The sequence below is a fragment of the Geminocystis sp. genome (genome assembly GCF_041753295.1).
In the GTDB taxonomy this organism is placed as follows: Bacteria; Cyanobacteriota; Cyanobacteriia; order Cyanobacteriales; family Cyanobacteriaceae; genus Geminocystis.
The window spans coordinates 1-26,491 of record NZ_JBGSUU010000055.1 but is presented as its reverse complement, the minus strand read 5'-3'; the positions used below and the strand labels follow the sequence as shown (position 1 = coordinate 26,491).

The 26,491-nt window shown below is 30.4% G+C and carries 25 protein-coding genes and 1 pseudogene; 7 read left to right on the top strand and 19 right to left on the bottom strand.

Annotation, left to right across the window (positions count from 1 at the left end; all coding sequences use genetic code 11):
• The 12 genes and pseudogenes from nadC to ACEW8E_RS05815 all read right to left on the bottom strand — a co-directional run bounded on the left by nadC (position 1) and on the right by ACEW8E_RS05815 (position 10,188).
• Positions 1-861, bottom strand: a complete 861-nt coding sequence (nadC, locus tag ACEW8E_RS05870; RefSeq protein WP_373479402.1) for a carboxylating nicotinate-nucleotide diphosphorylase — start codon at positions 859-861, stop codon at positions 1-3.
• A gap of 132 nt (positions 862-993) precedes the next feature.
• Positions 994-2,073, bottom strand: coding sequence for a class II fructose-bisphosphate aldolase (gene fba, locus ACEW8E_RS05865; RefSeq protein ID WP_373479401.1), 1,080 nt, complete (start codon positions 2,071-2,073; stop codon positions 994-996).
• 114 nt (positions 2,074-2,187) lie between these two features.
• Positions 2,188-2,688 carry a Spy/CpxP family protein refolding chaperone gene (locus ACEW8E_RS05860; protein ID WP_373479400.1) on the bottom strand — a complete coding sequence of 167 codons (501 nt, stop codon included), beginning with the start codon at positions 2,686-2,688 and terminating at the stop codon, positions 2,188-2,190.
• A 52-nt stretch (positions 2,689-2,740) separates the two neighbouring features.
• The gene (locus ACEW8E_RS05855; protein ID WP_373479399.1) at positions 2,741-3,121 is read right to left on the bottom strand and encodes a hypothetical protein; all 381 of its coding nucleotides are present in this window, start codon (positions 3,119-3,121) and stop codon (positions 2,741-2,743) included.
• Complete coding sequence (locus ACEW8E_RS05850) at positions 3,118-3,447, bottom strand: sigma-70 family RNA polymerase sigma factor (RefSeq protein WP_373479413.1); 330 nt, start codon at positions 3,445-3,447, stop codon at positions 3,118-3,120. Before ACEW8E_RS05850 ends, ACEW8E_RS05855 begins: the two co-directional genes overlap by 4 nt.
• Positions 3,423-3,693: pseudogene (locus tag ACEW8E_RS05845) on the bottom strand (sigma factor); the annotation flags it as partial. The pseudogene ACEW8E_RS05845 and the gene ACEW8E_RS05850, both read right to left, overlap by 25 nt.
• Positions 3,694-3,896: 203 nt before the next feature.
• Positions 3,897-4,892, bottom strand: a complete 996-nt coding sequence (locus ACEW8E_RS05840) for a hypothetical protein (protein ID WP_373479398.1) — start codon at positions 4,890-4,892, stop codon at positions 3,897-3,899.
• Positions 4,893-4,953: 61 nt separating this feature from the next.
• A complete protein-coding gene (locus ACEW8E_RS05835) occupies positions 4,954-5,943 on the bottom strand; it encodes a hypothetical protein (protein WP_373479397.1) in 990 nt (329 codons plus the stop codon).
• Between the two features lie 124 nt (positions 5,944-6,067).
• Positions 6,068-7,594 (bottom strand): ferredoxin:protochlorophyllide reductase (ATP-dependent) subunit B, encoded by a 1,527-nt coding sequence (gene bchB / locus ACEW8E_RS05830; protein ID WP_373479396.1) that lies wholly within the window; start codon positions 7,592-7,594, stop codon positions 6,068-6,070.
• 329 nt (positions 7,595-7,923) lie between these two features.
• On the bottom strand, positions 7,924-8,811 hold the full coding sequence (locus ACEW8E_RS05825) for an ABC transporter ATP-binding protein (protein ID WP_373479395.1): 888 nt from the start codon (positions 8,809-8,811) through the stop codon (positions 7,924-7,926).
• A 127-nt stretch (positions 8,812-8,938) separates the two neighbouring features.
• Positions 8,939-9,394, bottom strand: coding sequence for a response regulator (locus ACEW8E_RS05820; RefSeq protein WP_373479394.1), 456 nt, complete (start codon positions 9,392-9,394; stop codon positions 8,939-8,941).
• Positions 9,395-9,423: 29 nt separating this feature from the next.
• Positions 9,424-10,188 (bottom strand): ATP-binding cassette domain-containing protein, encoded by a 765-nt coding sequence (locus ACEW8E_RS05815; RefSeq protein ID WP_373479393.1) that lies wholly within the window; start codon positions 10,186-10,188, stop codon positions 9,424-9,426.
• An 88-nt stretch (positions 10,189-10,276) separates the two neighbouring features.
• Here ACEW8E_RS05815 and ACEW8E_RS05810 point away from each other — a divergent pair, with 88 nt between their 5' ends.
• Together ACEW8E_RS05810 and dapB are read left to right on the top strand one after the other, a co-directional pair.
• Complete coding sequence (locus tag ACEW8E_RS05810; protein ID WP_373479392.1) at positions 10,277-10,672, top strand: hypothetical protein; 396 nt, start codon at positions 10,277-10,279, stop codon at positions 10,670-10,672.
• A gap of 83 nt (positions 10,673-10,755) precedes the next feature.
• A complete protein-coding gene (dapB, locus tag ACEW8E_RS05805) occupies positions 10,756-11,583 on the top strand; it encodes a 4-hydroxy-tetrahydrodipicolinate reductase (protein WP_373479391.1) in 828 nt (275 codons plus the stop codon).
• A gap of 47 nt (positions 11,584-11,630) precedes the next feature.
• Here dapB and ACEW8E_RS05800 read toward each other — a convergent pair whose 3' ends face one another.
• A complete protein-coding gene (locus ACEW8E_RS05800) occupies positions 11,631-11,831 on the bottom strand; it encodes a hypothetical protein (protein WP_373479390.1) in 201 nt (66 codons plus the stop codon).
• Between the two features lie 38 nt (positions 11,832-11,869).
• Here ACEW8E_RS05800 and ACEW8E_RS05795 point away from each other — a divergent pair, with 38 nt between their 5' ends.
• Positions 11,870-13,213, top strand: a complete 1,344-nt coding sequence (locus tag ACEW8E_RS05795; protein ID WP_373479389.1) for a DUF3370 domain-containing protein — start codon at positions 11,870-11,872, stop codon at positions 13,211-13,213.
• A 20-nt stretch (positions 13,214-13,233) separates the two neighbouring features.
• On the opposite strand, the gene ACEW8E_RS05790 is transcribed toward ACEW8E_RS05795, so the two are convergent.
• On the bottom strand, positions 13,234-13,719 hold the full coding sequence (locus ACEW8E_RS05790) for a phosphoribosyltransferase (protein ID WP_373479388.1): 486 nt from the start codon (positions 13,717-13,719) through the stop codon (positions 13,234-13,236).
• A 181-nt stretch (positions 13,720-13,900) separates the two neighbouring features.
• On the opposite strand from ACEW8E_RS05790, the gene ACEW8E_RS05785 reads away from it, so the two are divergent.
• Together ACEW8E_RS05785 and ACEW8E_RS05780 are read left to right on the top strand one after the other, a co-directional pair.
• Complete coding sequence (locus tag ACEW8E_RS05785) at positions 13,901-16,864, top strand: UPF0182 family protein (protein ID WP_373479387.1); 2,964 nt, start codon at positions 13,901-13,903, stop codon at positions 16,862-16,864.
• A gap of 38 nt (positions 16,865-16,902) precedes the next feature.
• On the top strand, positions 16,903-17,364 hold the full coding sequence (locus tag ACEW8E_RS05780) for a hypothetical protein (protein ID WP_373479386.1): 462 nt from the start codon (positions 16,903-16,905) through the stop codon (positions 17,362-17,364).
• Between the two features lie 12 nt (positions 17,365-17,376).
• Here the strand turns inward: ACEW8E_RS05780 and yvcK are convergent, their stop codons facing one another.
• The 3 genes from yvcK to ACEW8E_RS05765 form a co-directional block, all read right to left on the bottom strand.
• Positions 17,377-18,714 carry a uridine diphosphate-N-acetylglucosamine-binding protein YvcK gene (gene yvcK / locus ACEW8E_RS05775; RefSeq protein WP_373479385.1) on the bottom strand — a complete coding sequence of 446 codons (1,338 nt, stop codon included), beginning with the start codon at positions 18,712-18,714 and terminating at the stop codon, positions 17,377-17,379.
• A gap of 302 nt (positions 18,715-19,016) precedes the next feature.
• The gene (locus ACEW8E_RS05770; RefSeq protein ID WP_373479384.1) at positions 19,017-19,412 is read right to left on the bottom strand and encodes a response regulator; all 396 of its coding nucleotides are present in this window, start codon (positions 19,410-19,412) and stop codon (positions 19,017-19,019) included.
• Positions 19,409-20,863: a DASH family cryptochrome gene (locus tag ACEW8E_RS05765; RefSeq protein ID WP_373479383.1), complete on the bottom strand. Its 1,455-nt coding sequence runs from the start codon at positions 20,861-20,863 to the stop codon at positions 19,409-19,411. Before ACEW8E_RS05765 ends, ACEW8E_RS05770 begins: the two co-directional genes overlap by 4 nt.
• Before the next feature lie 190 nt (positions 20,864-21,053).
• Here ACEW8E_RS05765 and rsmH point away from each other — a divergent pair, with 190 nt between their 5' ends.
• The gene (gene rsmH / locus ACEW8E_RS05760) at positions 21,054-21,923 is read left to right on the top strand and encodes a 16S rRNA (cytosine(1402)-N(4))-methyltransferase RsmH (RefSeq protein ID WP_373479382.1); all 870 of its coding nucleotides are present in this window, start codon (positions 21,054-21,056) and stop codon (positions 21,921-21,923) included.
• Positions 21,924-22,359: 436 nt separating this feature from the next.
• Positions 22,360-24,054 carry an alpha/beta hydrolase gene (locus ACEW8E_RS05755; protein WP_373479381.1) on the top strand — a complete coding sequence of 565 codons (1,695 nt, stop codon included), beginning with the start codon at positions 22,360-22,362 and terminating at the stop codon, positions 24,052-24,054.
• A 43-nt stretch (positions 24,055-24,097) separates the two neighbouring features.
• Here ACEW8E_RS05755 and ACEW8E_RS05750 read toward each other — a convergent pair whose 3' ends face one another.
• Positions 24,098-24,319, bottom strand: coding sequence for a ferredoxin-thioredoxin reductase variable chain (locus ACEW8E_RS05750; RefSeq protein ID WP_373479380.1), 222 nt, complete (start codon positions 24,317-24,319; stop codon positions 24,098-24,100).
• A 179-nt stretch (positions 24,320-24,498) separates the two neighbouring features.
• Positions 24,499-26,208: a protein kinase gene (locus ACEW8E_RS05745; RefSeq protein WP_373479379.1), complete on the bottom strand. Its 1,710-nt coding sequence runs from the start codon at positions 26,206-26,208 to the stop codon at positions 24,499-24,501.
• Positions 26,209-26,491: the final 283 nt, after the last annotated feature.

Here is a 26,491-nt window from a genome sequence, read left to right as displayed (position 1 = left end):
TTAATCAAACCTCATACTAATATCTAACCAAGGAGATCTTGTTATAGTAGCACTTGTTGAAATATAATCAACTCCTGTTGCGGCAATTTCCTGAATGTTCTCAAGGGTAACATTACCAGAGGCTTCTATTTTAATCAAAGGATTTTCTTTTCTAATCAATTCCACTGCCTTCCTCATGGCTTTTATATCCATGTTATCTAACATAATAATCTCTATGTGATTGGCGATCGCTTCTTTAACTTCCTTTAAGTTAGTAGTTTCTACTTCGATAGTTAAAGGATAAGGCATTGTTTGGCGAATTAATTTGACGGCTTGAGAAATACCTCCTGCGCCTTGAATGTGATTATCTTTTATCATTACTGCATCATCTAAACCCAGACGATGATTAATGGCGCCACCTACTTGAGAAGCATATTTTTCTAAAATTCTTAATCCGGGAGTTGTTTTACGAGTATCAACCAATTTAGCAGGATAATCTTCTATGGCTTCCACATATTTTCTTGCCATAGTTGCAATGCCACTTAAACGCATCACCAAATTAAGTGCAACTCTTTCCCCTGTGAGTAAAGCTGATATTTTGCCTTCTATTTCCATAATTTTGGTATTTTTTGGCAATTTTTCTCCTTCTAAAGCCAAATTATGCCATTTTATCTGATTATCTAATAACTTAAATACTCTTTCAGCTATGGATAATCCTGCCATAACTCCTTCTTCTTTTATCAACCAATAGGCTTTTCCTTTTTGGCTATCTTCAGGAAAAATACAGTCCGTAGTGCGATCGCCTCTACCAATATCTTCTAAAAGCCAATCACGCAATAAATTATCTAAAATTAATGGAGAAGGAAGAGGAATTTTTATCATCAGTAAATTAAGTTAAAAAGAAAATTTTTAGAAGTAAAAAAGGACAAAAATTATAAGTTTTTATGTGTAGAAAAAAGATAAAAAAAAGTCCCCAAAGTTGGGGATTTAAAGCATAAATTTAGAAAACAGTAATTAAACAACTACGGTTTTTTTGTTGGTAGAACTTAATTCACCTTTAGCATATTTTTTCGCAAAATCATCAAGACTAACTTGTTTAATTTTACTAGCATTTCCAGCAGTCCAGAATTGTTGATAACGCTCTAAACATACTTGTTTCATGTATTTGATAGAGGGTTTCAAGAAGTGACGAGGATCGAAGTTAGAAGTATCTTTAAATGCCGCTTCACGAATAGCTGCGGTAATAGCTAAACGGTTATCAGTATCAATGTTTACTTTACGAACACCACTTTTAATGCCTTTTTGGATTTCTTCTACAGGTACGCCGTAGGTTTCACGAATAGTTCCACCGTATTTATTGATCATTTCTAACCATTCTTGAGGTACAGAAGAAGAACCGTGCATTACCAAGTGAGTATTAGGTAATTTAGCGTGGATTTCTTCGATACGACTAATAGCAAGAATTTCACCTGTAGGCTTACGAGTAAATTTATAAGCACCATGACTTGTACCAATAGCAACAGCTAGAGCATCAACTTGAGTTCTTTCTACAAATTCTACCGCTTCATCAGGATCTGTTAAAAGCTGAGAATGATCTAGTTTACCTTCAAAACCGTGACCATCTTCGGCTTCACCCATACCAGTTTCGAGAGAACCTAAACACCCTAATTCACCTTCAACACTAGCACCTACAGCGTGAGCGACTTCCACTACTTTTGCAGTAACGTTAACGTTATATTCAAAGGTAGCAGGGCTTTTAGCATCTTCTTGTAATGAACCATCCATCATAACGCTAGTAAAACCGTTACGGATAGCTGAATAACAAGTAGCAGGGCTATTACCATGATCTTGGTGCATAGCAATGGGGATATGAGGATAGGTTTCTGCTGCTGCTAAAATAAGGTGACGGAGGAAGTTTTCTCCTGCATAACTACGAGCGCCACGAGATGCTTGTAAAATTACGGGGCTATCGGTTTCGTTAGCCGCATCCATAATGGACAAAATTTGTTCTAAGTTATTGACGTTAAATGCTGGGATACCGTAATCATGTTCTGCGGCATGATCTAACAATAACCTCATGGGAACTAAAGCCATAAATATCTCCTTGATTCTTGATTTATTTTAAAATTTTCTTTGTTAAGAATCTTAACTCATTATGGTTCAATATTGGGATATTTTTTATGTCTTGATTCAAGATTAAATTACTTTTTATTTTTGTTTTCTTTCTTTGTTACCTCTTCTTCCATCCATATTTTCTGAAAATTGTTGTCTTTGTTGTGGTGTTAAAATTTCTCTTGCTTCTAACATACTTTCAAAGCGTAAATTATTCATTTTTTCTTGCATAGTACTAATTTTCTGATGTTGCGATCTCAAGTTATTTTGTGAGTCATTATTTTTGAGCATCGTTGACATCTTATCTCTTTCCACCGTAATTTGTTCTCTAAGACTGGTCATTTGAGGTTGATATTTATTACAGATAGATTCCATTTGCTTTTGTTGTTCAGCAGTAAGATTGAGTCTTTCCATAAGGCGATCGCCATTACCTCTTCCTCTTCCTTCTCCTCGTGGTTGTCTTGGACTTGGAGTCGTATTATTTTGAGAGATTTCTGTGGGAAAAGAAACAGAATTAATTTGAGGTTTTTCGGTGGCTAGAGCATTAAAACTAATACCGACAGTGGTTAAAGTAGCGAAAGCGAGAAGGTATTTCATGATGGATTTTCTCCTAATATTTTTAAAAATGAATTGAAAATAAGTTTGATAGTTAATTGTTTTCATCTCCAACAGTAGTAACATACTGAAACTCGATTTCTTGAGCCATTGAACCATACCAACTATTAACCATAAAGGTTTCTAAGTCTTCGGTTTTTGTAGCTATTTGGGGAGATGATTTTTGATTGACATTAAATACATAAGCACTGATAATCAATAAACTGGTAATCAGAGTGCTAGGTAATAACCAACCCCAAGAAAGAAACCTTAAGGATGATCTAAATCTTGCTTTGTGGGAAGAATATATTAAGGGTGTAGCAATTACTCTCATAATCAATTCTTCACAAGGTTTTGTTTCTTTTGGAGTCTTGGGGCAATAAGTTTTCAAAAAATCCACTAATTCTTCATCTTCATTAGAGGTAGTTTTCTTCATAAATTAACTCCTTGTAATTCCAAAAATTGACGTAAACTTTTTCGGGCGGTAAATAATCTTGATTTAACTGTACCTAGGGGAATAGAAAGAATTTCGGCAACTTCCTTTTGAGGCATATCTTCCAAATCATGTAATACTACTACTGCACGATGTTCGAGATTTAGATTTTGCAAAGCTGATTGTATCAACTCCTGATAATGCAATTGTAATAAATCTGTTTGATGGTGATTGCGAGATTTCTGCTTTACTAGATCTGTTTGAGCTACTTGACGATGATGATCTCGCTTACGAGCTAAACTATGATCTGAAGCCACATTCCAACAAATACGATAAAGCCATGTGGAAAAGTATTTTGCCTCCCGTAACTTAGGTAATGCTTTCCAAGTTTTTTAAAATACCTCCTGTTGTAAATCATCGAGTAATTCGCTACCGCATAATTGATATAAAGTAGCCCTAACTTTGTGTTGATACCGTTGGTAAAGTAAACGAAAAGAATTTTCATCGCCCTTTTGGCATTTTCGCACTAACTCCAAATCAGTCATCTCACCATGATTATTAGCTAAGACTTTCATCACCTTTATTTTTTGCTGATACACTCTTTTAGACGTTGAAGGGGTGCAAAAGGTTCATTTTTTAGAAAAAGTAAAGTTTTTCTAAATTCTAGTATTAAGCTTTTTAATAGGGAATAACTGGCGAATGATTAGTTTTTTCATCCCTGATACCTAATACCTCAAATTAACAATTAATTCTATTGCTATGTAGTAGTAATTAATGCTTATGATTTCATTAAAACACTTTTATATTTGAGATAAATTTCTAATCCAGAGATAGATTGTTTAAATTCTGAAGGAGCTTCAAATTGTGATTCAGGATAATGCTCTCGAAGATCTTGAATAATTAAATAAAAATGAAACCATTGAGTTAATATTTCTAAAAGCCTTTGGAATTGTAAATAAGAATTTTGATGTTTTTGTTTAAGAGCGATATATTGAAGCATTCTAGCATAATCTTCATAGCTAGTTTTTTCTATGGGTAATTCGATAATTTTTCCTAGTTGCTGAAATTTTTTTTCATTAGCTTTTACTAAAATTACAATATCTTGAAAATCTCTTAAATCTCTACCTAGTAAATATTCTACCATATCAGAAATAACTCGTAAAAGAGAAAAATCTTCAAGTTGATATTTTTTAAATAAGAAAATTAGTCTTAATCCTAACTCATCTTGACGGGCAACAGTTTTTAATGTATCAGCATAAATATTAATAGCATTTTTTCCTTCTTCAGTAGAAATATCAGGTAAAATTTGTGCTAATTTCGCTTCTAATAAAGTGATAAATTTTGCTGGAGATAATTGTTTTTCGAGAAGAGTTAAAACATAATTATAAAATTCTTGTTGCTTACTACTACGATAAGATAATTCTATTTGTTCGATAGTTAGAAAACTATTTTTTGCTTCTACTGCCACACGAAATAAAGCGACATAATTTCTTAAACCCTTATATTCTCCTACTTCCTTAGCGAATAAGTTACTAACTTTGACAAAATCGAGAAAGTCTGATTCTGTAAATTTATCACTATCTAATGCTCTTGCAATGGGTGCTAATAATTTGATTTCTGCCAATACTGCTTGATGATGATCTATCACTTCTTGAGGTATTTTATCATGTTCTTTATGAATGATAGATTCAATTTTTTCTAACATACTTCTGTCACCCCATAGTGGTTTATTCCACCAAGGTTCAAGATTTTTTTGTGATTTACTATTTTCCATCACACTCTAATTATTGATATTTACATTGCTTATTATCTCAATTATAAGTCAAAAAGACCAATTATAATGATTCAGTTATTCTTATATAATCTTGATATTTAAAGTAGATAGATTCTCCGGGTATATTTTCAATAAATTTAGGAGAAACTCGATATTTATGACTAGGATATTCGTGTCTAATTTCTAAGATTGTTAAATAATGTTTATGCCACTTATTAACATTTTCTATTAATTGCTGAAAACGATAAATATTATTTTCATAGCGAGATAATAAAGCAATATATTGAATAATTTTTGCATAGGTAATAAATTGGGTTTCAGTATGAGGAATTCCAATTAATTGCCCTAATTTATCTAATTCTTCATAATTAACTTTTACCATCAAAACTAAGGCTTTTAAGTTACTTAAGTCTTGTTTTTTTAGTTGTTTAAGAATAATATTAATGGTATTAAAAATTGTATAATCAGAAATGTGATATTTTTTAAATAAAAGTAATAAACTTAATCCTATAGGATCTTCTTCAATGGCATTTAAAGCACTTTGATATGATAATAGAGCTTTTTTTGTAGGCTCATTATGAATTATTTTACAAAGTTTTTCAATTTCTATGGTCACAAGTTGTTTAAAAAGTATCGGATCTGAATTAGTATTTAATTGTTCTTCAATTAAGTTATATAAATCTACTTGAGTTTTCCCTTGAAAATCTAACTCAATTCTATTAATAGTCCTAAAATGATGAATATTTTTACTGGCAAAAATAAAAATTTTAATGAATGTTTGTAAACCTTTATAGTCATCTAAATTATTGTCTATTTTATGTTTAATACTCATAAATAATAGAAATTCAGCAGAATATTGCTCATTATCTAGCATTCGTAAAGTTGGTACAATTCTCTCTAATTCTTCTAATTCTGTATCATGTAATGACAATGCTAATTCAGGCACTTGTTGTGGATTTAATACCCCTAAAATTCGTTCGATAAAACTTACTCCTCCGAAAAGAGGGCGATTCCACCAAGGTTTTGATTCAGAAGGAAAATTATTGATCATTACTAAATTATAAGGACGATACAAGACATTGCTTAAATTAAGATGAAATTATAACATTTTCAGGAAATGGAAGATAGTTAATATATTTCTTCTTTTTGGGCAATGCCATTCAACCGATAATTATTTATGCACCAACAGCTTCTTTAGCGGCGTACATAACTTCAAGAGTAATTTCATTGAAACCTCTTTCTCTAGCAAATTTTTCTGTATTTCGTTTAACCTTACCACGAACAAAACCGGGTACTTTATTTAATTCTCCCTGTGCTTCTTTCTGCCAATTTAAGCCAGAATCCGCCGATATACCTTTGGTTATAACTTCTTTTGTGTCGTGACCGCCGAAGATTTCTAATAAATGATCTTCCATACCTAAAGTAAAGGAATTATACACTAAATCAGTGATTTGGTTCGTACCTTCATAGCCTAAAAATGGTTTATAACCGATGGGGAAGTTTTGAATATGAATCGGTGCCGCAATTACTCCGCAGGGAATACTTAAACGTTTGCCTACATGACGCTCCATCTGTGTTCCAAATATTGCTCCCGGTTCAAGTTTGGCGATCGCATCGGCAATTTCACCGTTATCTTCACTAATTAAAACGTTGTCGCAATATTCGCTAACTTCTTGTTTAAACCAATCAGCATCATATTTACAATAAGTACCAGCTAAGACGACATGAATACCCATTTCTCTCGTCAAAATTTTTGTCATAGCGGCAGCGTGAGTATTATCACCAAAAACTACAGCTTTTTTACCTGTTAAATTCTGACAGTCGATGGAGCGAGAAAACCATGCAGCTTCGGATACATAAAGGGTTTGATGTTCGATAATAGCTTCATAATCAACATTACCACCTTGAGAGTTAATAACTTCCTGAATTTTACGAATACAACGGGCGGTTTCTACGACACCCATAGGAGTTATATCCACATAATCCATAGCAAATTCTTTTTGTAGATACTTAGCCGTCATTAAACCTAATTCACGGTAAGGAACAAGGTTAAACCATGCTTGAGGAATTTTTTTCAAGTCATGAACCGAAGCACCATCAGGAATGATAAGGTTAATTTCAATACCTAAATCTGCCATTAATTTTTTTAACTCTCGGCAGTCGTGATTATTATGAAAACCTAAAGTAGAAATACCGATAATATTCACCGAGGGATTCTGAGTTTTTTGTGTAACGATGTCACCTTTTTTTTGAGCTTTGGCAATATAGTATTGTATAATCTGCTCTAAAGTACGATCAGCGGCTTGTAATTCATTAACACGATAATGGTTAACATCAGCTAATAAAACATCTCCTTGAGAATCAATTTGAGCTCTTGCGACAAAATTTTCTAAATCTTCCTGTAAAATACTAGATGTACAAGTAGGGGTAAGTACAATTAAATCTGGATTTTCTTCCTTATCCTTTCTTACAATATTATCAACAACTTTCTCTTGAGAGCCTCTTGCCAATACATTGCGATCAACTACACTGGTAGTAACAGGGGTAAAATTTCTTTCTCTTTCCAACATTGAGCGCATCACGTTAAAATAATCATCCCCTAGGGGTGCGTGCATAATAGCATGAACATTTTTGAAAGAACTAGCAATTCTGAGAGTGCCAATATGTGCGGGGCCAGCATACATCCAGTAAGCTAATTTCATAGAATCATATCTCCGTAAGTGAGCAAAAAAAATCTTCTTTTTTCTAGTGTGCTATTTTCTTTGACTTCCAGAGATTTTCAGTTACAAATATTCACTTTACAAAACTTAAAATAGTCAGGTTTCAGGCTTTAAAGAATGAGTTTATAGACTATTCAATAAATTTCTTGCAGAAGTCGAGTAATGAGTAATGAGTAATAAGTAATAAGTAATAAGTAATAAGTAATAAGTAAAGTTTTCCATCCTAAAATAGATTTTACTTTTTATTTTGCAAGAGGTATAAATATTCCTAATTACTATCTCACCAAAAATTTTATAGTCACTGAGTTTAGTTATTTGGTTGCTTCTAAATAAATATATTCTAAAGTAATATTCTTTTTTGTAATAGAAGTTAAATTGATGTCACTAAAAAGGTTAATAATTTCTCCTAATTCTAATGATTTATCTATTAAAAATACTAATTCTCCTTGATAATAACGATGATTAAAACCTAGTTTTTTTCCTTGTAAAATTGCTTTTTCTTTTTCATCTGTTTCGATAAAAACAAGCTCTTTCGCAGGGATTATTTGTTTTAATTGACTTAAACTACCTTCTAAGATGATTTTTCCATCTTTTATTATTCCTATGCAATCGCACAACTTTTCAGCTTCATCGAGGAAATGAGTAGTTAATAAAATAGTAATTCCTTGATGTTTTAAACTTAAAATTAATTGCCAAATTTCGTAACGAGATTCGATGTCTAAACCTGTACTGGGTTCATCTAAAATAAGTAATAAAGGAGAATGTATTAAAGCCATGGCAATATTAAGCCTTCTTTGCATACCACCACTTAAATTTGCCACAGTTACGTCTTTTTTTTCTAATAAGTTAACAGCCTTTAAATTTTGATAAATAGCAGTTTTTAAAAGAGTACTTTTTAAGCCATAAATTTTACCAAAAAAATCTAAATTTTCCGCACAAGTAAGCTGATTATAAAGTAAATTTTCTTGAGGTGCAACTCCTAATAAATATTTTGATTTTTGACTTAGTTTATAATTATTAATTAATATTTCCCCTGAATCATAAGTTAATAAACCACAAATAAGATTAATCGTCGTAGTTTTTCCTGCACCATTACTTCCTAATAAACCATAAATTTCTCCTGAATTAATGTTTAAATTAAAGTCATTTAAAACCTTATTTTTGCCATAAAATTTAGTCAAGTTATTTATATTTAACATAATTCCTGATATTATCTATATTTATCCTAATTTATTACTAGATAATTGAAGATTAAAAAATAAATTTGTAAATGTTACCATAGTTGAATAGTAAAAACTGACTATTAATATTACATAAAACCTCTTATTAAGATTGTTTAAGAAGTCTAATTTCTTCTGTTAACTCTACAATGCGTTTAGCTTGACTTCGTAAAGTTAATTGCGTGGCTACCCTTGTTAATAATTCTGGTTTTTTAAAAGGTTTAGTGACGTAATCAGAAGCACCAAGACTATACCCTTGTTTTAAGTGATGTTCTTCTTGACTAGCAGTAAGGAAAATAACGGGAATACCTTGATAATCAGGATTGGATTTGATTTTTTCACATACTTCTAAACCACTCATATCAGGCATCATCAAGTCTAAGAGAATTAAATCAGGGGTTAAGACATTTAATTTTTCTAAAGCATCTTTTCCGCTTAAAGCGACACTGGTTTGATAATTTTCAGCTTGTAAAATATAGGATAATAATTTTAAATTTTGTTTCAAGTCATCTACGATTAAGATAACTGATTCTTTTGTCTTAATTAATTCTGATGAATACATATCTATGTTAGATTTTAATTTATATACTCTTAGAAATCTTCAAAAAAATCATCTGTAGCAGTATTTAATAAATTTTCTCTGATTTCCTGCCAATGGATTTTAGTAATGATGGAGTCTTGTTTAATTTTACCTTGATTAAGCCAGACAATTCTAGTGGCAAAATCTTTTAACCAGTTTAAATCATGATTTACTACAATCATTGTTATGGCTAAATTTTCACTGAGATTAATTAATTTTTCCTTTAACCAATTAGCTTTACCCGTATCTAAAGCTGACGTTGGTTCATCTAATAGTAATATTAAAGGTTGCATTATTATACCACGAGCGATGGCGACTAACTGTCTTTGTCCGAGAGAAAGTTCTAACTCTTGACGTTGTAACCATGAATCAGGAATAGATAATTCATTTAAACACCATGATAATCGTTGAGTAATTTCTGTAGCAGCTAATTTTTGCAATTGTAAAGGATAAGTTAAAGCACATTGTACCGTCATTCCGAGTAATTTAGGTTCTTGAGGTACTAAAACTATTTTTGTTCTTAATTCTAAGGGATTGATGACATTAATGGATTTTTGTTGAAAAAAAAATTTACCTTGATTAGGAGAATGTAAATAATTCAATAATTTTAATAAAGTCGTTTTTCCTGCACCACTACTGCCAAGAATGCCTAATCTTTCTCCTTTTGACATTGAAAGAGAAATATTTTCAAGTAATGGGATTTGATGGTTATGAGTCCATAAACTGACATTTTCTAATCTTAAAATAGTCTGAGAATCTAAATTTGAGTTTAGCATCTTATAGATTAATATATAATTATTTTGATTTCGGTAATTTTCGCCGAATTTGTTATTATAAAAACTTTAAGGTAAGAGTGAGTTTATCATGGGATATGTAAATGTTTTTTCTAAACTAGATCAAGATATATCAATTCAAATAAAAAGTTTACAAGCAAAACAACAAGAATTAATTGAAAAGAAAAAAAACTTATTAGCTACTAAACAAAAAATTCAAGGTTTTCTTTCCGATGCCCAAGAAATTAAAAAAACTTTAGAATTTGAGCCAGATTTAATTAAGTCTTTACATATGGAATTAAATAAGATTTTTACCTCTAATATACCTATCAAGAAAGAAGAAAATATTGCAGCTAATCTTGAATATTCTAACGAAAACATTAACAATAATAAAGTAGTAAATAACTCCAGTAATCTTCCTCCTGAAGAAGAATCTCTTAAAATTTTTAAATTTATTGACTCCCAAGGTAAAAATACTTCATTTTAAATAATTTGACAGTTGACAATTTTGACCTTTTTATGGTTATTTTTTCTATTATCTATTATTTTTTTATTGTTGATATTTTATTTATGAATCAAGAAAATTTAATTCCCGTTGTGGTTAATGGTGCGGCGGGAAAAATGGGCAAAGAAGTTATTAAAGCCATCGCCTCTTGTGATGATATGATATTAGTCGGTGCAGTAGATCAAAATCCTGCTTTATTAGGGGAAGATATAGGATTAGTGGCTGGTTGTGGAGAGTTAGAAATTCCTATCCTTAATGATTTACAAAGCGTGTTAGTGTTGGCTACTCAACATAAAATACAAGGGGTTATGGTAGATTTTACTCATCCTGATAGTGTTTACGAAAACGTCAGAAGTGCCATTGCTTATGGAATACGACCTGTAGTCGGTACAACTGGACTATCATCTGAGCAAATTCAAGACTTAGCTGATTTTGCTGATAAAGCCACTACTGGAGTATTAATTATTCCTAACTTTTCTATTGGTATGGTGTTGATGCAACAAGCGGCTATTCAAGCTGCCCAATATTTTGATCATGTAGAGATACTTGAATTACATCATAATCAAAAAGCTGATGCCCCTAGTGGCACTGCCATTAAAACCGCTCAGATGTTATCAGATTTAGGTAAAAGTTACAATCCTCCCTTAGTAAAAGAAACGGAAAATTTAGCAGGTGCTAGAGGAAGTATTTGCGGTGATAACATTCGTATTCATAGTGTACGTTTACCCGGTTTAATTGCCCATCAAGAAGTGATTTTTGGGGCACAAGGAGAAATTTATACCTTACGTCATGATACCAGTGATCGCTCTTGTTATATGCAAGGAGTATTGTTGTCTATTCGTAAAATTGTGGAATTAAAATCCTTGGTTTACGGCTTAGAAAAAATACTGTAAAATAGTTGGGATTCTTAATTTCTAATTCCTCCTTTCTTTTCTAATTATTAATTTTTAATTTCTATCCACCATTCTCCTAAATTCATAACATCTTGATGAATATCTTTTAATTGTTTCAAATATTCATCAGGGGAAAGAAAAGGTTTATTTTCCTCTAGTTTTTTAAGTCTTATTTGTGCTAATAACCAAGGTTTAGAAATCCCATCAATGCTTTCAATATATTTTGCTAAATTTTCACTATTTGTCATAGAAAATGTTTATTTAATTCTTTTTAATTAATTAGTTTATGTTAGATATTCTATCTTTTTTTATTCCTCTAAATTTACCTATTGTTTATAGTCAAAATATCACTCAAAATAGTGAGATAATTAGTGAAGATAATAATACTTTACGCCCTTTACAAGGAAAATTAAATAAAATACCAGTATTTAACAGTAATAGTCCAGAATTAGTATTAGGAGAAGGAATCTTACTTTCTACTTTTCCTCAAGATAACAAAACTTATCCCGAAGCACACTTAAATTTTGCTTTTCAAGGAAGATTTGATATTTTTGCCCATCATGTAGCAAAACCACCGACAGAAGATGATCAAAGAACTTTATATTTAGGAATCATTATACATAATCCTAACGCCGAAACTGTAACTATTAAAACTTTTGAAGCGGCAAGTTATTTAAGTCAACCCGATGCACCTTTTATCACTTTACCCTCGAAAATAGAAGGAAGTAATATATATGCAGGGCCAGGTAGTCGAGTTATGGGAGATATTTTGCAAGGAAAACGTCAAGAAATTTTCCCTCCGGAAATCATAATTGGGGCAGGGGAAAGTAAAATGTTACTAAATTTGCCAATTCCAGTACAAACTTTAACACCGCCTATTAACGGACGTTCTACTTATATGAGATTATATAGTAGCGGTAAAGTATATTTAGCTAGTTTAGCGATGTATCAAGACACCGAAAACAATCCCCCTACTCTGTCTCAATGGCAACAACTTTTAGAAAATCAACCGTTATCATTTCCCCGTGACAAGGCGCCAACTCCACCAGAAGCATCAGGAAACAGAATTTATGGTAGAGTCGCAGGAGTTTCTGAGGGTAATTTATGGAAAACTGACTTAACGGATTCTTCTTCAAAGGAAATTCTAACTATTCCTAACTCTGGGGAGGCTTTTTCTTACGGTTTGAGTACTTTAATTGGTGGTACACTAGGAATAAATCAAATTCAAACAGCACCTATGTTAGTAAGATACCCAGATACTGCTTACAGTGCCCACGGTAATTATGGAGTACAATATAGCTTAACTTTACCTTTGTTTAATTCTAGTAAGGATAGTAAAACTGTTAATATAGCCATTTCTACTCCCATAAAACAAGATACCCTCGGAGTAAATTTTTTCAATCCACTGCCTACACAAACTTTTTTTCGAGGTTTAGTACAAGTAAAATATAATGGTGAAAATAATATTCCTCGTCTAAAATATTTTCATTTAGTGCAAAAAAGAGGAGAAAAAGGCGAAAATTTAGTTAGTATAATCATGCCTTCTCAGTCAAAAAAATTAATATCTGTTGATTTTCTTTATCCTCCCGATGCCACTCCTCCACAAATTTTGACAGTTACTACTGAATAACTTACTTTTAATTTAAGGTATTAGGTGTCGAGGATGTTTAATTCTTCAAAAGGTTGTTTAATCCAATAATCTTTCGAGGTTATACTGTGATAAAAAGTAGCTTGATATTGACTATGAGATTTTTGCCATATCACTGCGGTATCAACTTTTACTTTCCATGTGTCTTCTAACATTTTTTTGATGATTGTCATCGTTACTCCCGTATCTAATAAATCATCTACTAATAAAACGGTATTTTCAGGAGAGTTAATATAAGATAAATTTCCCGATAAAAATTGTTGTTGTTGATTATCTTTTGAATAACTTTGAGTCACTATTACAGATAAAGGTAATTGTAATCTTCGAGAGAGATAATCTCCTAAATAAAACCCCCCTCTAGCAATGGCAATTATCTGAGAATAAGATTTTTGATTTTTAATAATAGCAGTAGCAACTACTTCACAATATTCTCGAAATTGTTGCCATGTAAATTTTAACTCTTTTTTATTTTCATCAATTTCTGTCATAATCAAATAGTTATCATTTTTTTAGTATAAACTAAAGTTTAAAGGTAATAATGATATTAAAATAGTTTTTTGTCAATAACTACTTAATTTTTAAAACTTATATCTTTTGTAAAGTTTTCTTTATCTTTTAACTTTTTTCTTCTTTTTATTAATCATAAACTTTAATGGATATTATTAACGAATGAAAACAACAGAAAAGTCTCAATTAGTCAAAAATAATAATAATGTCAAACTAATTTTGATAATCATAGGTTTATTAATATCTGTTTACTTAGGTTTAATAATAGTTAGTAAAATTAATGTCAATATTTTATGGTTTAAAGAAGTTAATTACTTAGAAATTTTTTGGAAAACTTCTTTTACTAAGTTATTTTTATGGCTAATTACTTTTCTTATTTGTATTTCTTTTTTATCTGTTAATTTTATAATTGCTAATCAACAAAAAAAACAACAGAAAAACTTTAGAGTTAATGATAAATTATTAAAAGATAAACAATATTCTCAATCCCCTGAATTAAAATTAAAATATTTATTCCCAATTATTATTAGTTTTTCCCTCTTAATTAGTATTAGTATTATTTACTATACGAAAATAATTAATAAAATTTATTATGTTTCCCTTGATTTACCAAATTTAGCATCGAATATTCCTAAACCTTTTCAATTAAATAATTTACCTGAGATAACTAATAATATTTTTCAAGAAAGTTGGGTAATTATTGTAATTATTATTTTTGTTACTTTATTAATCTTGAAAACTGAGTTATGGTTAAAAATTATTGCTGTTTATTATAGTTTTTTATTTGCTTTTATTTTATCTGGATATTGGGGAACTTTTTTACAATATATTCATAGTATTCCTTTTAATGATCAAGATCCCATTTTTTACAAAGATTTAAGTTTTTATATTTTTAAGATACCTTTTTTACAAATAATTAGTTTATTATTACAAGGTTTATTTATTTATACTATTGTCGCTGTAACATTAATTTATTTGTTATCTAATAATAGTATTTCTGACGGTAAATTTAAAGGATTTTCTCGTTATCAATTACAACATTTATATGGTTTAGCTGCATTATTAATGATCATTTTAGCAGCGATTCATTGGTTAAATCGTTATCTACTTTTATTATCTCCTGAAGGAGTAGTTTATGGTGCAAGTTTTACGGATATTTATATTAGTTTACCCAGAGAAACCATCGCTAGTATTTATGCTTTAATAATGGCAATTTGGTTATTAATTAAGTCAATTACTGGTTCAGGAAAAAAAAACAGATATAATTTTAAAAATAATAATAAAACTATTTTATCTTTTTCAGTTATCCCTTTTATTTTATATTTTAGTTTATATTCTTTAGGACTTTTATTAGGTGTTTTGGTGCAAACAATGATTGTACAACCTAACGAATTAGCTTTAGAGAAACCTTATATTATTCATAATATCAAAGAAACGAGAACAGCTTTTAATTTAGACAAAATTGAAGTAAAAACCTTTAACCCTGAAGGTAATTTAACCATTGAAGATATAGAAAAAAATTATCTTACTATTAATAATATTCGTCTTTGGGATACTCGCCCCATTTTACAGGCTAACCGTCAATTACAACAAATTCGCCCTTATTATGTATTCTTTGATGCTGACATTGATCGCTATAATATCGAAATTAAAAGAGATTCAGGAGAAAGTCAAGGAATAAATAAACAAGTAATTATTGCAGGAAGGGAATTAGATTCTCAATTATTACCATCTCAAGCACAAACTTGGGTAAACCAACATTTAGTTTATACTCATGGTTATGGTTTCACCATGTCTCCCGTTAACCGTGTGGCAGAAGGTGGCTTACCCTACTATTTTATCAAAGATATTGGCACACCAGAAGATCCAGGGGCATTAAAAACTACTTCCGAAGGAGTAAGAAATAGTATTCCTATTTATCGCCCTCGAATTTATTATGGAGAGGTTACAAATGATTATGTGATGACAAATACAAAAGTTTCTGAGTTTGATTTTCCTAGCGGAGAAGAAAATGTTTATCACACCTATGACGGAGAAGGTGGTATTTATCTTAATTCTTTTGGGCGTAAATTGTTATTTTCTCTGTATTTAAAAGATTGGCGAATGTTGTTAACTAATAACTTTACTTCAGAAAGTCGTATTTTATTCCGTCGCAATCTTAGAGAAAGATTAAGTGCCATAACACCTTTTTTATATTACGACAGGGATGCTTATTTAGTGGCAGCAAAAGGGAGTAACGAAGAATCGAATCATTTATATTGGTTAATAGATGGTTATACTATATCAGATCATTTTCCTTATTCAGATTCCGGTGATAATAATTTTAACTATATCCGTAACTCTGTCAAAGCGTTAATTAATGCCGAAGATGGTGACGTTACCTTTTATATTAGCGATGAAAATGATCCTATCATCAAGGTATGGAAAAAAATCTTCCCCAATTTATTCCAGCCATTAAATGCGATGCCCAAAGATATTAAACAACATATTCGCTATCCTGTAGATTTTTTTAATACTCAATCCGAGAGACTATTAACTTATCATGTAACTGATCCTCAAGTATTATACAACAGAGAAGATCAATGGCAAGTACCAGAAGAAATATTGGGAAATGAAATACTTTCTATGCAACCCTATTATTTAATTATGAAATTGCCTATTGCACAGCAAGAAGAGTTTATCTTATTACACCCTTATACTCCCGTATCTCGCCCGAATTTAATTGCATGGTTAGCGGCAAGATCTGATGATGAAAATTATGGCAAACTGTTGTTGTATCAATTTCCTAAACAAAGATTAGTTTATGGTCCTGATCAAATACAAGCCTTAATTAATCAAGATCCTATCATATCAGGTCAAATCTCTTTGTGGGATCGCCAAGGTTCAAAAGCAATACAAGGGCATTTATTAGTGATACCGATAGAAGAATCTTTATTATATGTAGAGCCAGTATATATTGAAGCCGATAAAAATAGTGTACCAACTTTAGCAAGGGTAATCGTGGTTTATGAAAATAAAATTGTCATGGCAGAAACTTTAAGAAAAGCCTTGGATAATATTTTTAGTGATGGTAAACCTGATGATTCTCCGATTATTCGTTTTTTGGAAAATTCTTCCATTAATTAGGTTTAAAATAGATAATTTATTTTAGTGAGGTTAATTTTATGATGGGTTTAAGTTTAAGATTTCAGTCAGTTGCTTCTAAACTTCGGATACTTAATTTTAATGCTAAGGATTTAAACGAAGAGTATTTATTTCAAGTCATTAAACAATATTTACCTAAAGAGTTAGACAAAGCCATTCAAAAACGCTGTGATTTGACGGATTCTGCTACTTTATGGGAAATTCTTGGTATTGATGGGGTTATTCTTTTAGAAAATCAAGAAGGTAATTTAATTCGTGTGGGTGTTTCTTTAGTAGATAATGAAAATAAAGCTAGAAACCTTCTCTATGATACAAAAAGAAAAGAAGGGGTTTTAATTCGTCAGGCTTTAAACATCTCACAATATTGGATTTTTCTTGTCAAATGGAAAGATTTTCCTGAAGAGGAGGAATGGATTGATATTCTTTATGATGAAATTGATAATTCTGCCAATCCTTCCGATTGTCGCTTAATTATCCTTTAAATGTTTAATTCTTCACCTAAACAATTTGGATTTATGAGTACTGCTATACCATCGGAATAAGGCTTTACCTAATAATTGAGAATCATGACGCACATAACTACTGTCTAAATCTTGACTCATGACATTACCTTGTACTATTCTTCTACCTAGTTTAACTACTTCTTCTCGATCAAGATATACTGGATGACAGTGTTTTGCTGCATATTTTCTTAATATCTCTTGTGATGGCGATCGCCCTTGTACTAAAATAGCATCAAATATTTTACCACCACAAACATGATCAATAGCGCGAATATGATCACTAACAGTAAAACCATCGGTTTCGCCTTTTTGAGTCATAATATTACAAACATAAATTTTAGGAGCAGAACTTTTAATAATAGCTTCTCGAATTTCAGGAATTAATAAATTAGGAATAATGCTAGTATAAAGGCTACCCGGTCCTAAGATGATATATTGTGCTTGTTGAATAGCTTTAATTACCGCAGGAGTAGCTGGAGGATTAGGGGGATTGCAACCAACCTCAATAATTTTTCCGCCGACTTCAGGAATATTAGACTCTCCCTCAACAATTTTTCCGTCGGCAAATTTTGCCCATAAACTGACATCAGAAAGAGTAGCAGGTAAAACTTTACCTTTAATAGCTAATACTTTTGAACTAGCATCGATAGCACCTTCTAAACTTCCTGTAATGTCATTTAAAGCCGTTAAAAATAAATTACCAAAACTATGGCCATTTAAGCCTTCTCCTGCGGTAAAACGATATTGGAATAATTCCGTTAATAACTTTTCTTCATCAGCCAAAGCAGCGATACAATTACGAATATCTCCCGGAGGTAACATTCCCATTTCTCGGCGTATTCTACCTGAAGAACCACCGTCATCGGCTACAGTAACTACAGCAGTAATATTAGCACTATAATATTTAATTCCTCGTAATAAAGTTGATAAACCTGTGCCACCGCCGATGGCAACTACTTTTGTACCACGATTGAGACGACGATAATTCCAAAGAACGTCAATAAGTTCTTCTTCATTATCAGGCTTTAAAACTTCAGTAATTGAGCCAAAAGTGCGAGTTTGTCCCCAATATAATAAAAATAAACCTAAAATGATCACCACAGGACCAGAAATATAATTAGGGATATTGTTAGTAATTTTATTCAGAAGAGCAATAATAAAATCCAGAAAACGGTAAATAGGAGTCAATTTAGTCCAAATAGCGATACCTAAAACCGTAAATATAATGCCAATCACGCTAGTCAGTAACCATCTTTTAACGAGAATACCAGGGGATAACCATTTATATAAGTGATTGACTCTTTTTCGACCTTTTGGATTGTTAACCATAGTTTAAGGATTATAACTATTAATTCCTGATATGCTAATAGATTATAATTTATCTTCACTCATATCTAACCTCAGTGAATCATAAAATTTTTAGTGGAATAGGGAGATAGGAGACAGGAGAAAGGGGATAATAGAAAGAATTGTTTTAAACATTAGTTAAATTGATTCTCAGGAATATTTTACTAAATTTAATTTTTGAGGATGAATAAAATTTTGTTAGCTATAACGATACAAACCCTTTCAAAATAAGATTTTTTACAGTTTACTAAGGGAAATTTAGCACAAAGAAAAGAGAAAATAGTTTAAGAATTAATTACTCCCTTGACGGTATCGACAAAAAGTTGATGATCAACTATGGGTTTAGAAATGTAACCATCAGCGCCACTTTCCGCTAAAAAATTTTCTTTATCTCCTTGCATAGCATGAGCAGTTACAAGGAAAATTGGAATATGTTTAGTTTTGTTATCAGCTTTTAAAAGTTGAGTGATTTTGATACCATCAACGGCTTTTCCTTCGTAGTAGCTATTACCTAAAGAAACATCCATTAAAATAACATTAACATTACCAGATTGTGCGATGGTGATTACTTCATCAACGTTTTCTGTACCTTTTACCTCAAATCCTCCCCTTTTTGTGAGAATTTTAGAAAAAACTTTCATATTAATAGGATCATCTTCAACAATTAAAACTGTACTCATGTATGGCTTAAATAAACTTTCTCATTATGTTTGATAGACTGAAAAAAGTCAACTATAGGACGAGGATAATTAACCCCTAATTGTATTTTAAGTTGTTTTTGTTCTTGGGGTGATAATTTCCAAGGTTGGTGAATTTTCTCTCCTTTGATAGCTGAAATTTCGGGCAACCAATGACGCAAATAATCCCCGTGATAGTCATAATCTAAAGATTGTTTAGGGATATTAAAATAACGAAAACCTCTGGCATCATTACCAATTCCTGCGGTATAATTCCAATTTCCCCAGTTGCTACACACATCATAGTCGATTAATAAAGATTCAAACCATTGTGCCCCCATTTGCCAATTTATGCCTAAATTTTTGGTTAAAAAACTAGCTACATTTTGTCTGCCACGATTAGACATAAAACCTGTGGTTTTTAATTCTCTCATGTTAGCATCTATTAAAGGATAACCTGTTTGTCGCTCGCACCATGTTTCAAATATTGACCAATTTTCTTGCCAAGGTAAAGAAATATTTTGTAAACCAGATTTATAAAAAATTTTATTGCCGTATTTAACTGCGATAAAACGGAAAAAATCTCGCCATAATAACTCAAAAATTAACCAATAAGTGGAGTCATTTTTAACTCTTTCTTGTTCATATTTTTTTACTTCTTCATAAATATAACGAGGAGATAAACAACCATGGGCTAACCAAGGAGAAAACTTAGAAGAATAGTCACTACCTAACATTCCATTACGGGTTTTTTTATATTCTTTTAAACAGTCTTTTTCCCAAAAATAATTTTTTAATCTATTAATACCTTCTATTTCTCCACCTTTAAAATTTAAAACCGATTTTTGACTAGCTTCATATTCTTCTAAACCTAAGTTTTGCAGAGTAGGAATATCTCCTATATTAATATTAGGAATAGAGGGTAATTTTTCAGGAGTTTTTAATGTAGAATATACCTCACTTTTTTTTTCAATTTCTTTTCTAAAGTTAGTAAATAAGTCAGGAATTTCTGCTATTTCGTAAGGCAATTGTTGAGGGTGATATAAAGTTGACTGCCACACAGATTTTACTTTAATTTTTGCTTGAGTTAATGCTTTAACTAACTTTCTCTCAACCTTAATTTCTTCGGCGGTAGCTTCTTGGGAAAAACAAACTAAATCAATTTGATAGTTAATAGCAATATCAGGGATAATTTCTTCAGGTATTCCTTTTCTAAGGATTAAATTACTACCTATTGTTTGCAAAGATTTCCTTAAATCTGTTACTGCTTCTAATAAAAATTTTGCTCTAAATTTACCTGTTTTTGGAAAGCCGAAAGATGTAGTTTGAAATTGTCTTTCATCAAAACAATAAATTGGTATAATCATCTCAGGATTTTCCTCTATCGCATCAATTAAAATTTCTTGATCATGAATTCTTAAATCATTACGAAACCAGATTAAAATTTTAGTCATTTTACTTTGTAATTCTTTTTAATAACGATTTTTTCTTTTTTATTATAATCTACTCAAAACCGCTTTGTGATAAGATTATTTTTATTTATATTATTTTGTTAGACTATTTTTAATAAAAGTTTAGCAACTTAATTTATTTTTTCATTAATCCTTATTTGTTTATTTTGTGAACAATGTTCACTTTATTTTTATGTTAGAAAAAACCATAGATTTTTTTCATGAATCAGTTTTGCCCCAAGAAATTATTAATAGTTTAAGTATTGTTGATAATGGTCATTATTTAGATGCAACTTTAGGTGGAGGAGGTCACACTAATCTTATTTTAGCTCATAATAATACTATTAAAGTTACTGCTATTGATCTTGATATTCAAGCCATTAATTTTACTCAAAAAAAGTTAAAAAATTATGAAGATAGAATCAATTTTTGGCGAGGAAATTTTGCAGATTATCAACCTTTAAATATCGAATTTGACGGTATTATAGCAGATTTAGGTGTTAGTTCACCTCAATTAGATCAGGCAGAAAGAGGTTTCAGTTTTCGTCATGATGGTGATTTAGATATGCGCATGGATACCAGTCAATCTCTGATGGCAAAAGATATTGTTAATCGTTGGCAAGAAAAACCTCTAGCTGATTTAATTTATCTTTACGGTGAAGAAAGGTTATCCCGTCGCATCGCTAAAATTATCATTGAAAAACGTCCTTTTTCTACTACTCGTCAATTAGCTGAAGCTATTGCATCTTGTGTACCTAGTAAGTATCGTCATGGTAAAATACATTCTGCTACTCGAACTTTTCAGGCGTTACGAATTAAAGTTAACGAAGAATTAGCTTCTTTAGAAAAATTTTTACAAATAGCTCCGAATTGGCTAAAATCAGAGGGCAAAATTGCGGTAATTAGTTTTCATAGTTTAGAAGATCGTATCGTTAAAAATCAATTTCGAGATCATCCTAATCTAAAAATTATCACGAAAAAACCTATTATACCTAGTATAGAAGAACAAAGATTAAATCCTCGCTCAAGATCAGCAAAATTAAGAGTTGCAGAAAAAATTTGAGAAAATTAATCAGAATATTAACATTATTATAAATTGACTTTAGGCTGTATAAACTAATTTATTAGAATAAAAAGTTGTTAAGTTTTAAGTATTAGGGATTAGGGTGAAAATTATCAATCAAGATTAAATCTTGAAACAAATTAAAATCTCTATTCAAATTAAGTAATAAAAATATTAAACTTTCTAAAAATTAACTAAAAAAAACCGAAGTAATTTGATGTTTATTTAAAATCACTTAACCTAAATTTTAATACATAATAACTTCAATGTTTTTTGATCATCTTTTCCTTATCTAACATTCAAATTACTATAGGAAATTATGATTATTTTAATTGTAACTGTTTATATTATTGAGAAAAGTAAACAATTATAAATTAAATTGATCAACTTAAAATTTATGATAGATAATTAACAGTAAATAATTTACTACTTTTTTATGATTTTCTCTTTTTTATCGGTTAAAAAATTAACTGCTTTAGGTTTAAGTCTTTTTACTTTAACTGCTTTAGATATTCCTAAAGTATATTCTGCGGAAAATATTTTTGCTGTTTATACTCCTTTCATTGCCTCCTTGAGAGTTGAATCTTTAGAACAATTTGTCAAAGATGGTACAGTAAATCAAAATTTAGGGCGTTATTTATCTTTTGCTAAAGTTAATGATGAGCAAAAAGCGGAATTTAGAAAAGTCTTAAGTACGCCTGTAACTGTCGATCCTGTATTACTTTCCAGAGTTCTCAACACAGAAGAAGCCGTAAGATTACTTAACTATTTTGGCAGTGTAATTAACATTAGAGGAGGAAGTAATGGGAAATATATATTGCGTGGTGCATTGATTAAGGCGGCAATGGAAAAAGATGGTTTAAGTTTAATGAATGTAATTCGTAACTTAGCTGTAGATGTACAAATTAATATTCCCCAAGCACTTAAGTATAGTGAGCAAATTGCTTTAGTAGTGGAAGCTAGTGAGTTATTTGCCCAAGAAATAGCCAATTTAGCTACAAAAGAAGCAAAAAGTGCTGAAGCGGTTGGTTTTTCTCAATTAGCGGATATTCGACAAACAGGAAAAATTGCTGTTACTAATACGACTTTAAATTTATATGATACTAAAAGAAACAGACGATTTTACGTTAAAATATATCATCCAAAAGAGTTACAACAAAATAATCCTGTAATTATACTTTCTCATGGTTTGAGTTCCCGTCCTGAAGATTTTGCTAATATAGCTAACCATTTAGCTTCTTATGGTTATTTGGTGGCAATGCCTCAACATATTGGCAGTGATATTATACAAACGGAAAATTTTATTGCTGGTATGAGTCGTCAGATTTTTTATGTGGAAGAATTTATTAATCGCCCTTTAGATATTACATTCACGTTGGATGAATTAACTCGTTTAAATCCTAGTCAATTTGGGGGAAAACTGAATTTAGATAGTGTGGGAGTTGCAGGACATTCTTTTGGAGGTTATGCAGCTTTAGCGGTAGGTGGTGCTAAGATTGACTTCAATAATTTAGAAAGAAACTGTAATTTAGCAGTAGGAAATCTTAATACGGCACTTCTACTACAATGTCGCGCTTTAAATTTACCTAGAAAAGATTATGATTTCCGTGATGCCCGTGTCAAAGCGGTTTATACTGTTAACCCCGTTAATGCTTCTATTTTTGGTGCAAACGGTTTAAATGAAGTTAAAATACCAACTTTTTTCGCTGCTGGTAGTTACGATCCAGCTACGCCTTTTGTCTTTGAACAAGCTCGTACATTTCCTTATCTTAATAGTCAAAATACTTATTTTCAGCTACAAGAAGGACAAGCTCACGTTGATTTTTCTCAATTAGATGCTGGTATTAGTGATATGATTCAAACCGTAGGAAATTTAACTTTACCTTCTCCTTATCTATTAGAAGATTATACTAACTCTATGGCATTGGCTTTTTTCAAAGTTCATCTCAGTAATGATGAGAATTATCGAGTTTATCTTCAATCTAGTTTCGGAAAATATTTAAGTGAAGGACAAGAATTTAAAACTCATGTTATTACTTATAAATCTGTACCTGAATTAAGAGAAAAATATGAGGACTTTATTCGACGCAATTATAGTCTTCTTTTTGACCAAATACTCTCTAAAAATTAAAATTATTATGGGCTATATTTAGCCCTTTCAAGTATTTTTAATCTTAAATCGTAATAATTTCTTCTTCTCGAAAATGGGTTTTAAATTTTTTACTAAATTGTACTAAATAAGGAAAATTCGCACTTAACGGCCTTCCTTCCCATTCTGTGATGATTTCAATTAATTCTCCTTCTAAACCCTTTATATCAAAGGCTTCTTTTTTGTGTTCTGGGTGATGATAAACTATTACAGATTCTTCTACTTTAATGCGATCGCCAACTTTCATAGTTAAAATTAATAAGTTTTTATAAAAATACGATATAAGCCCAAAGGCAACTTTATTATTTTTGCATATAGAGTCATATCTGCAAACTATTAACTTTAATAATATTTGTGTCAAATTTTGTTTTGAAGAATTTTAAAGTTAAATTAAGAGTTTTTTTGTTCTTATAACTAATTAGTCATTTAAGAATTAATCAAAGATTTTTCTTGTCGGCGATAATTATTTAATTGTTTTTGATATTGCCAATAAGGATTTATAAGTATCAAAATTAAAGGGAAACCAGTACTTATAATTAGTAATAAAAGAAAAGAATTAGTATTTATAAAACTGAAATTAATCCCTAAACTAATACCAAAAATAGCCGTTAATAACGCTAAGATAAAAGTAGTGATTTTTGAACAATTTTTTTCACCATAAAACTTGATCATCATTCCTGCAATACAAGTTATTATTAAACTAGCTATAAAACCGATAATTAGATCTAAATCTGTACTTAAACCGACAAATCCCACAATTATAATCAGTGAAGATATTGCACCAACAGCTTTTATAAACCAGTCTATTTTAGCAAAACTTGCACCATATCCGCCAATACTTCCAACGATTAATCCTAAAATAAAAGTTAACCAATTAATGATATTAGGGGTAAAATTAACCATAATTCCACTTAACCAACCGCAAATTAATGCAGTAAAAAAAAGTAAAATTAAAGAACCATATAATAAGTTTTTACTCTTAATAGAAGCCGTTTCAAGTCTTAAAGGTAAAATATGATTTTTTTCACCAGAATTAGCTTTGATAACTAATTTTCTTTTATAAATTTTATGGGCTTTTAACTTGTTAGTATTTATGATTATTTGACATTCAATCTGATTTCCTTCAAATTTTTTAGGTTTAAAGGTAATCCAAGGATGATTATGGTCTAACATAATATCATATTTAGAAGGTAAAACTTCCCATTTTCCTAATAAATTTGTGTCCGTAATGGGGTTAATAATAGTAATATTTTGAGTTATTATTTCTCCATAATTATGAGCTTTTAAATCTAATAAATTAGGCGTAAATTTAACATCTGGATTTCTAATAATATCAATATTTTTAATGACATCTAAGGCAGTAATAGCGTCAAGATAACGATGTTGAGGGTTAATTGCTACTATATTTTCTAGCCATTCAATCCATGTTAAACTCATTTGATTAGAAATCAATCCTAATAAATTAAAAGTGCCATCTTGACCTATTAAATTATTAATTTGATCATTTTTTGTGTCAGTAATTAAACAAGCTAAAGTTACTCCAAAACTATAAAGATCACTATTTTTTGTCGGATCTTTTCCTCGTTTTTGTTCTGGGGGAATAAATCCTTTATTTATATTCATTTGTGAGTAAAAAGGACAATTAAGATTTTCTAATTTTGCAAATCCAAAGTTAATTAAATAAACTTGAAAGTTACTATCAATTAATAAATTATTTAAACAAATTTGATTATGAAAAATAGGAAAATTTTGTTCTTGTAAATAAATAAAAATATCAAGAGTAGAAATAACAATTTTTTTGATTTCTTCCCAAGTCAATTTATTAATTAAAGTAACAGGTTGAGTTTGAGGATATTCTTGTACTAAACAAAAACCATTTATAGACTCAAAACAATCTAAATGACGTGGAATTCCCTCATGATTTAAAGATTGTAATAAAGTTAATATTTGTTGATAATCTATATTTTTAGTAGTTTCAGAAAAAGGTAAAGGTGAAATTAAATCCGTTAAAATAACCTGTTGATTGTTGAAATTATTTTGAGCAAGATAATTAATATAAATACCTTCTTCATGGCTTCCTAATTCTTTGATAATATGATATTTTTCTAATAAATTAGAGCTTTGATAATTTTTCATAAAATTTGTACAATACTTAATTTAAAATTAATTCTTATTTTCTGATTATAGGTTTGATTTAAAATCCTTGATACTTTCTTCTTTTTTTCTACAAAAATCTCTTATGAGTTTATCCAATTTTCGGTGGATTTAAAATAAGACTTCTGGCGTTGCTGAATTAAAGTATGATTTTTAGATAAGGTGATGCCGAAGGCACGCTACGCGCACGTATCTTTATTACTCTCTTAAATTATCACAGAGGCGTGCTGTGTACCAGAGCCGACGAGCGATCGCTCGTAACTTG

Excerpts from the sequence above, each read along its gene's own strand:
- fba (WP_373479401.1), bottom strand. The coding sequence starts at position 2,073 with ATGGCTTTAGTTCCCATGAGGTTATTGTTAGATCATGCCGCAGAACAT.
- ACEW8E_RS05810 (WP_373479392.1), top strand. The coding sequence starts at position 10,277 with ATGGGATATGTAAATGTTTTTTCTAAACTAGATCAAGATATATCAATT.
- yvcK (WP_373479385.1), bottom strand. The coding sequence starts at position 18,714 with ATGGTTAACAATCCAAAAGGTCGAAAAAGAGTCAATCACTTATATAAA.
- ACEW8E_RS05780 (WP_373479386.1), top strand. The coding sequence starts at position 16,903 with ATGATGGGTTTAAGTTTAAGATTTCAGTCAGTTGCTTCTAAACTTCGG.
- ACEW8E_RS05765 (WP_373479383.1), bottom strand. The coding sequence starts at position 20,863 with ATGACTAAAATTTTAATCTGGTTTCGTAATGATTTAAGAATTCATGAT.
- ACEW8E_RS05750 (WP_373479380.1), bottom strand. The coding sequence starts at position 24,319 with ATGAAAGTTGGCGATCGCATTAAAGTAGAAGAATCTGTAATAGTTTAT.
- rsmH (WP_373479382.1), top strand. The coding sequence starts at position 21,054 with ATGTTAGAAAAAACCATAGATTTTTTTCATGAATCAGTTTTGCCCCAA.
- ACEW8E_RS05800 (WP_373479390.1), bottom strand. The coding sequence starts at position 11,831 with ATGACAAATAGTGAAAATTTAGCAAAATATATTGAAAGCATTGATGGG.
- ACEW8E_RS05815 (WP_373479393.1), bottom strand. The coding sequence starts at position 10,188 with ATGCTAAACTCAAATTTAGATTCTCAGACTATTTTAAGATTAGAAAAT.
- ACEW8E_RS05770 (WP_373479384.1), bottom strand. The coding sequence starts at position 19,412 with ATGAGTACAGTTTTAATTGTTGAAGATGATCCTATTAATATGAAAGTT.
- ACEW8E_RS05820 (WP_373479394.1), bottom strand. The coding sequence starts at position 9,394 with ATGTATTCATCAGAATTAATTAAGACAAAAGAATCAGTTATCTTAATC.
- ACEW8E_RS05860 (WP_373479400.1), bottom strand. The coding sequence starts at position 2,688 with ATGAAATACCTTCTCGCTTTCGCTACTTTAACCACTGTCGGTATTAGT.
- ACEW8E_RS05755 (WP_373479381.1), top strand. The coding sequence starts at position 22,360 with ATGATTTTCTCTTTTTTATCGGTTAAAAAATTAACTGCTTTAGGTTTA.
- bchB (WP_373479396.1), bottom strand. The coding sequence starts at position 7,594 with ATGAAATTAGCTTACTGGATGTATGCTGGCCCCGCACATATTGGCACT.
- ACEW8E_RS05790 (WP_373479388.1), bottom strand. The coding sequence starts at position 13,719 with ATGACAGAAATTGATGAAAATAAAAAAGAGTTAAAATTTACATGGCAA.
- nadC (WP_373479402.1), bottom strand. The coding sequence starts at position 861 with ATGATAAAAATTCCTCTTCCTTCTCCATTAATTTTAGATAATTTATTG.
- ACEW8E_RS05745 (WP_373479379.1), bottom strand. The coding sequence starts at position 26,208 with ATGAAAAATTATCAAAGCTCTAATTTATTAGAAAAATATCATATTATC.
- ACEW8E_RS05855 (WP_373479399.1), bottom strand. The coding sequence starts at position 3,121 with ATGAAGAAAACTACCTCTAATGAAGATGAAGAATTAGTGGATTTTTTG.
- ACEW8E_RS05795 (WP_373479389.1), top strand. The coding sequence starts at position 11,870 with ATGTTAGATATTCTATCTTTTTTTATTCCTCTAAATTTACCTATTGTT.
- ACEW8E_RS05825 (WP_373479395.1), bottom strand. The coding sequence starts at position 8,811 with ATGTTAAATATAAATAACTTGACTAAATTTTATGGCAAAAATAAGGTT.
- dapB (WP_373479391.1), top strand. The coding sequence starts at position 10,756 with ATGAATCAAGAAAATTTAATTCCCGTTGTGGTTAATGGTGCGGCGGGA.
- ACEW8E_RS05835 (WP_373479397.1), bottom strand. The coding sequence starts at position 5,943 with ATGATCAATAATTTTCCTTCTGAATCAAAACCTTGGTGGAATCGCCCT.
- ACEW8E_RS05840 (WP_373479398.1), bottom strand. The coding sequence starts at position 4,892 with ATGGAAAATAGTAAATCACAAAAAAATCTTGAACCTTGGTGGAATAAA.
- ACEW8E_RS05785 (WP_373479387.1), top strand. The coding sequence starts at position 13,901 with ATGAAAACAACAGAAAAGTCTCAATTAGTCAAAAATAATAATAATGTC.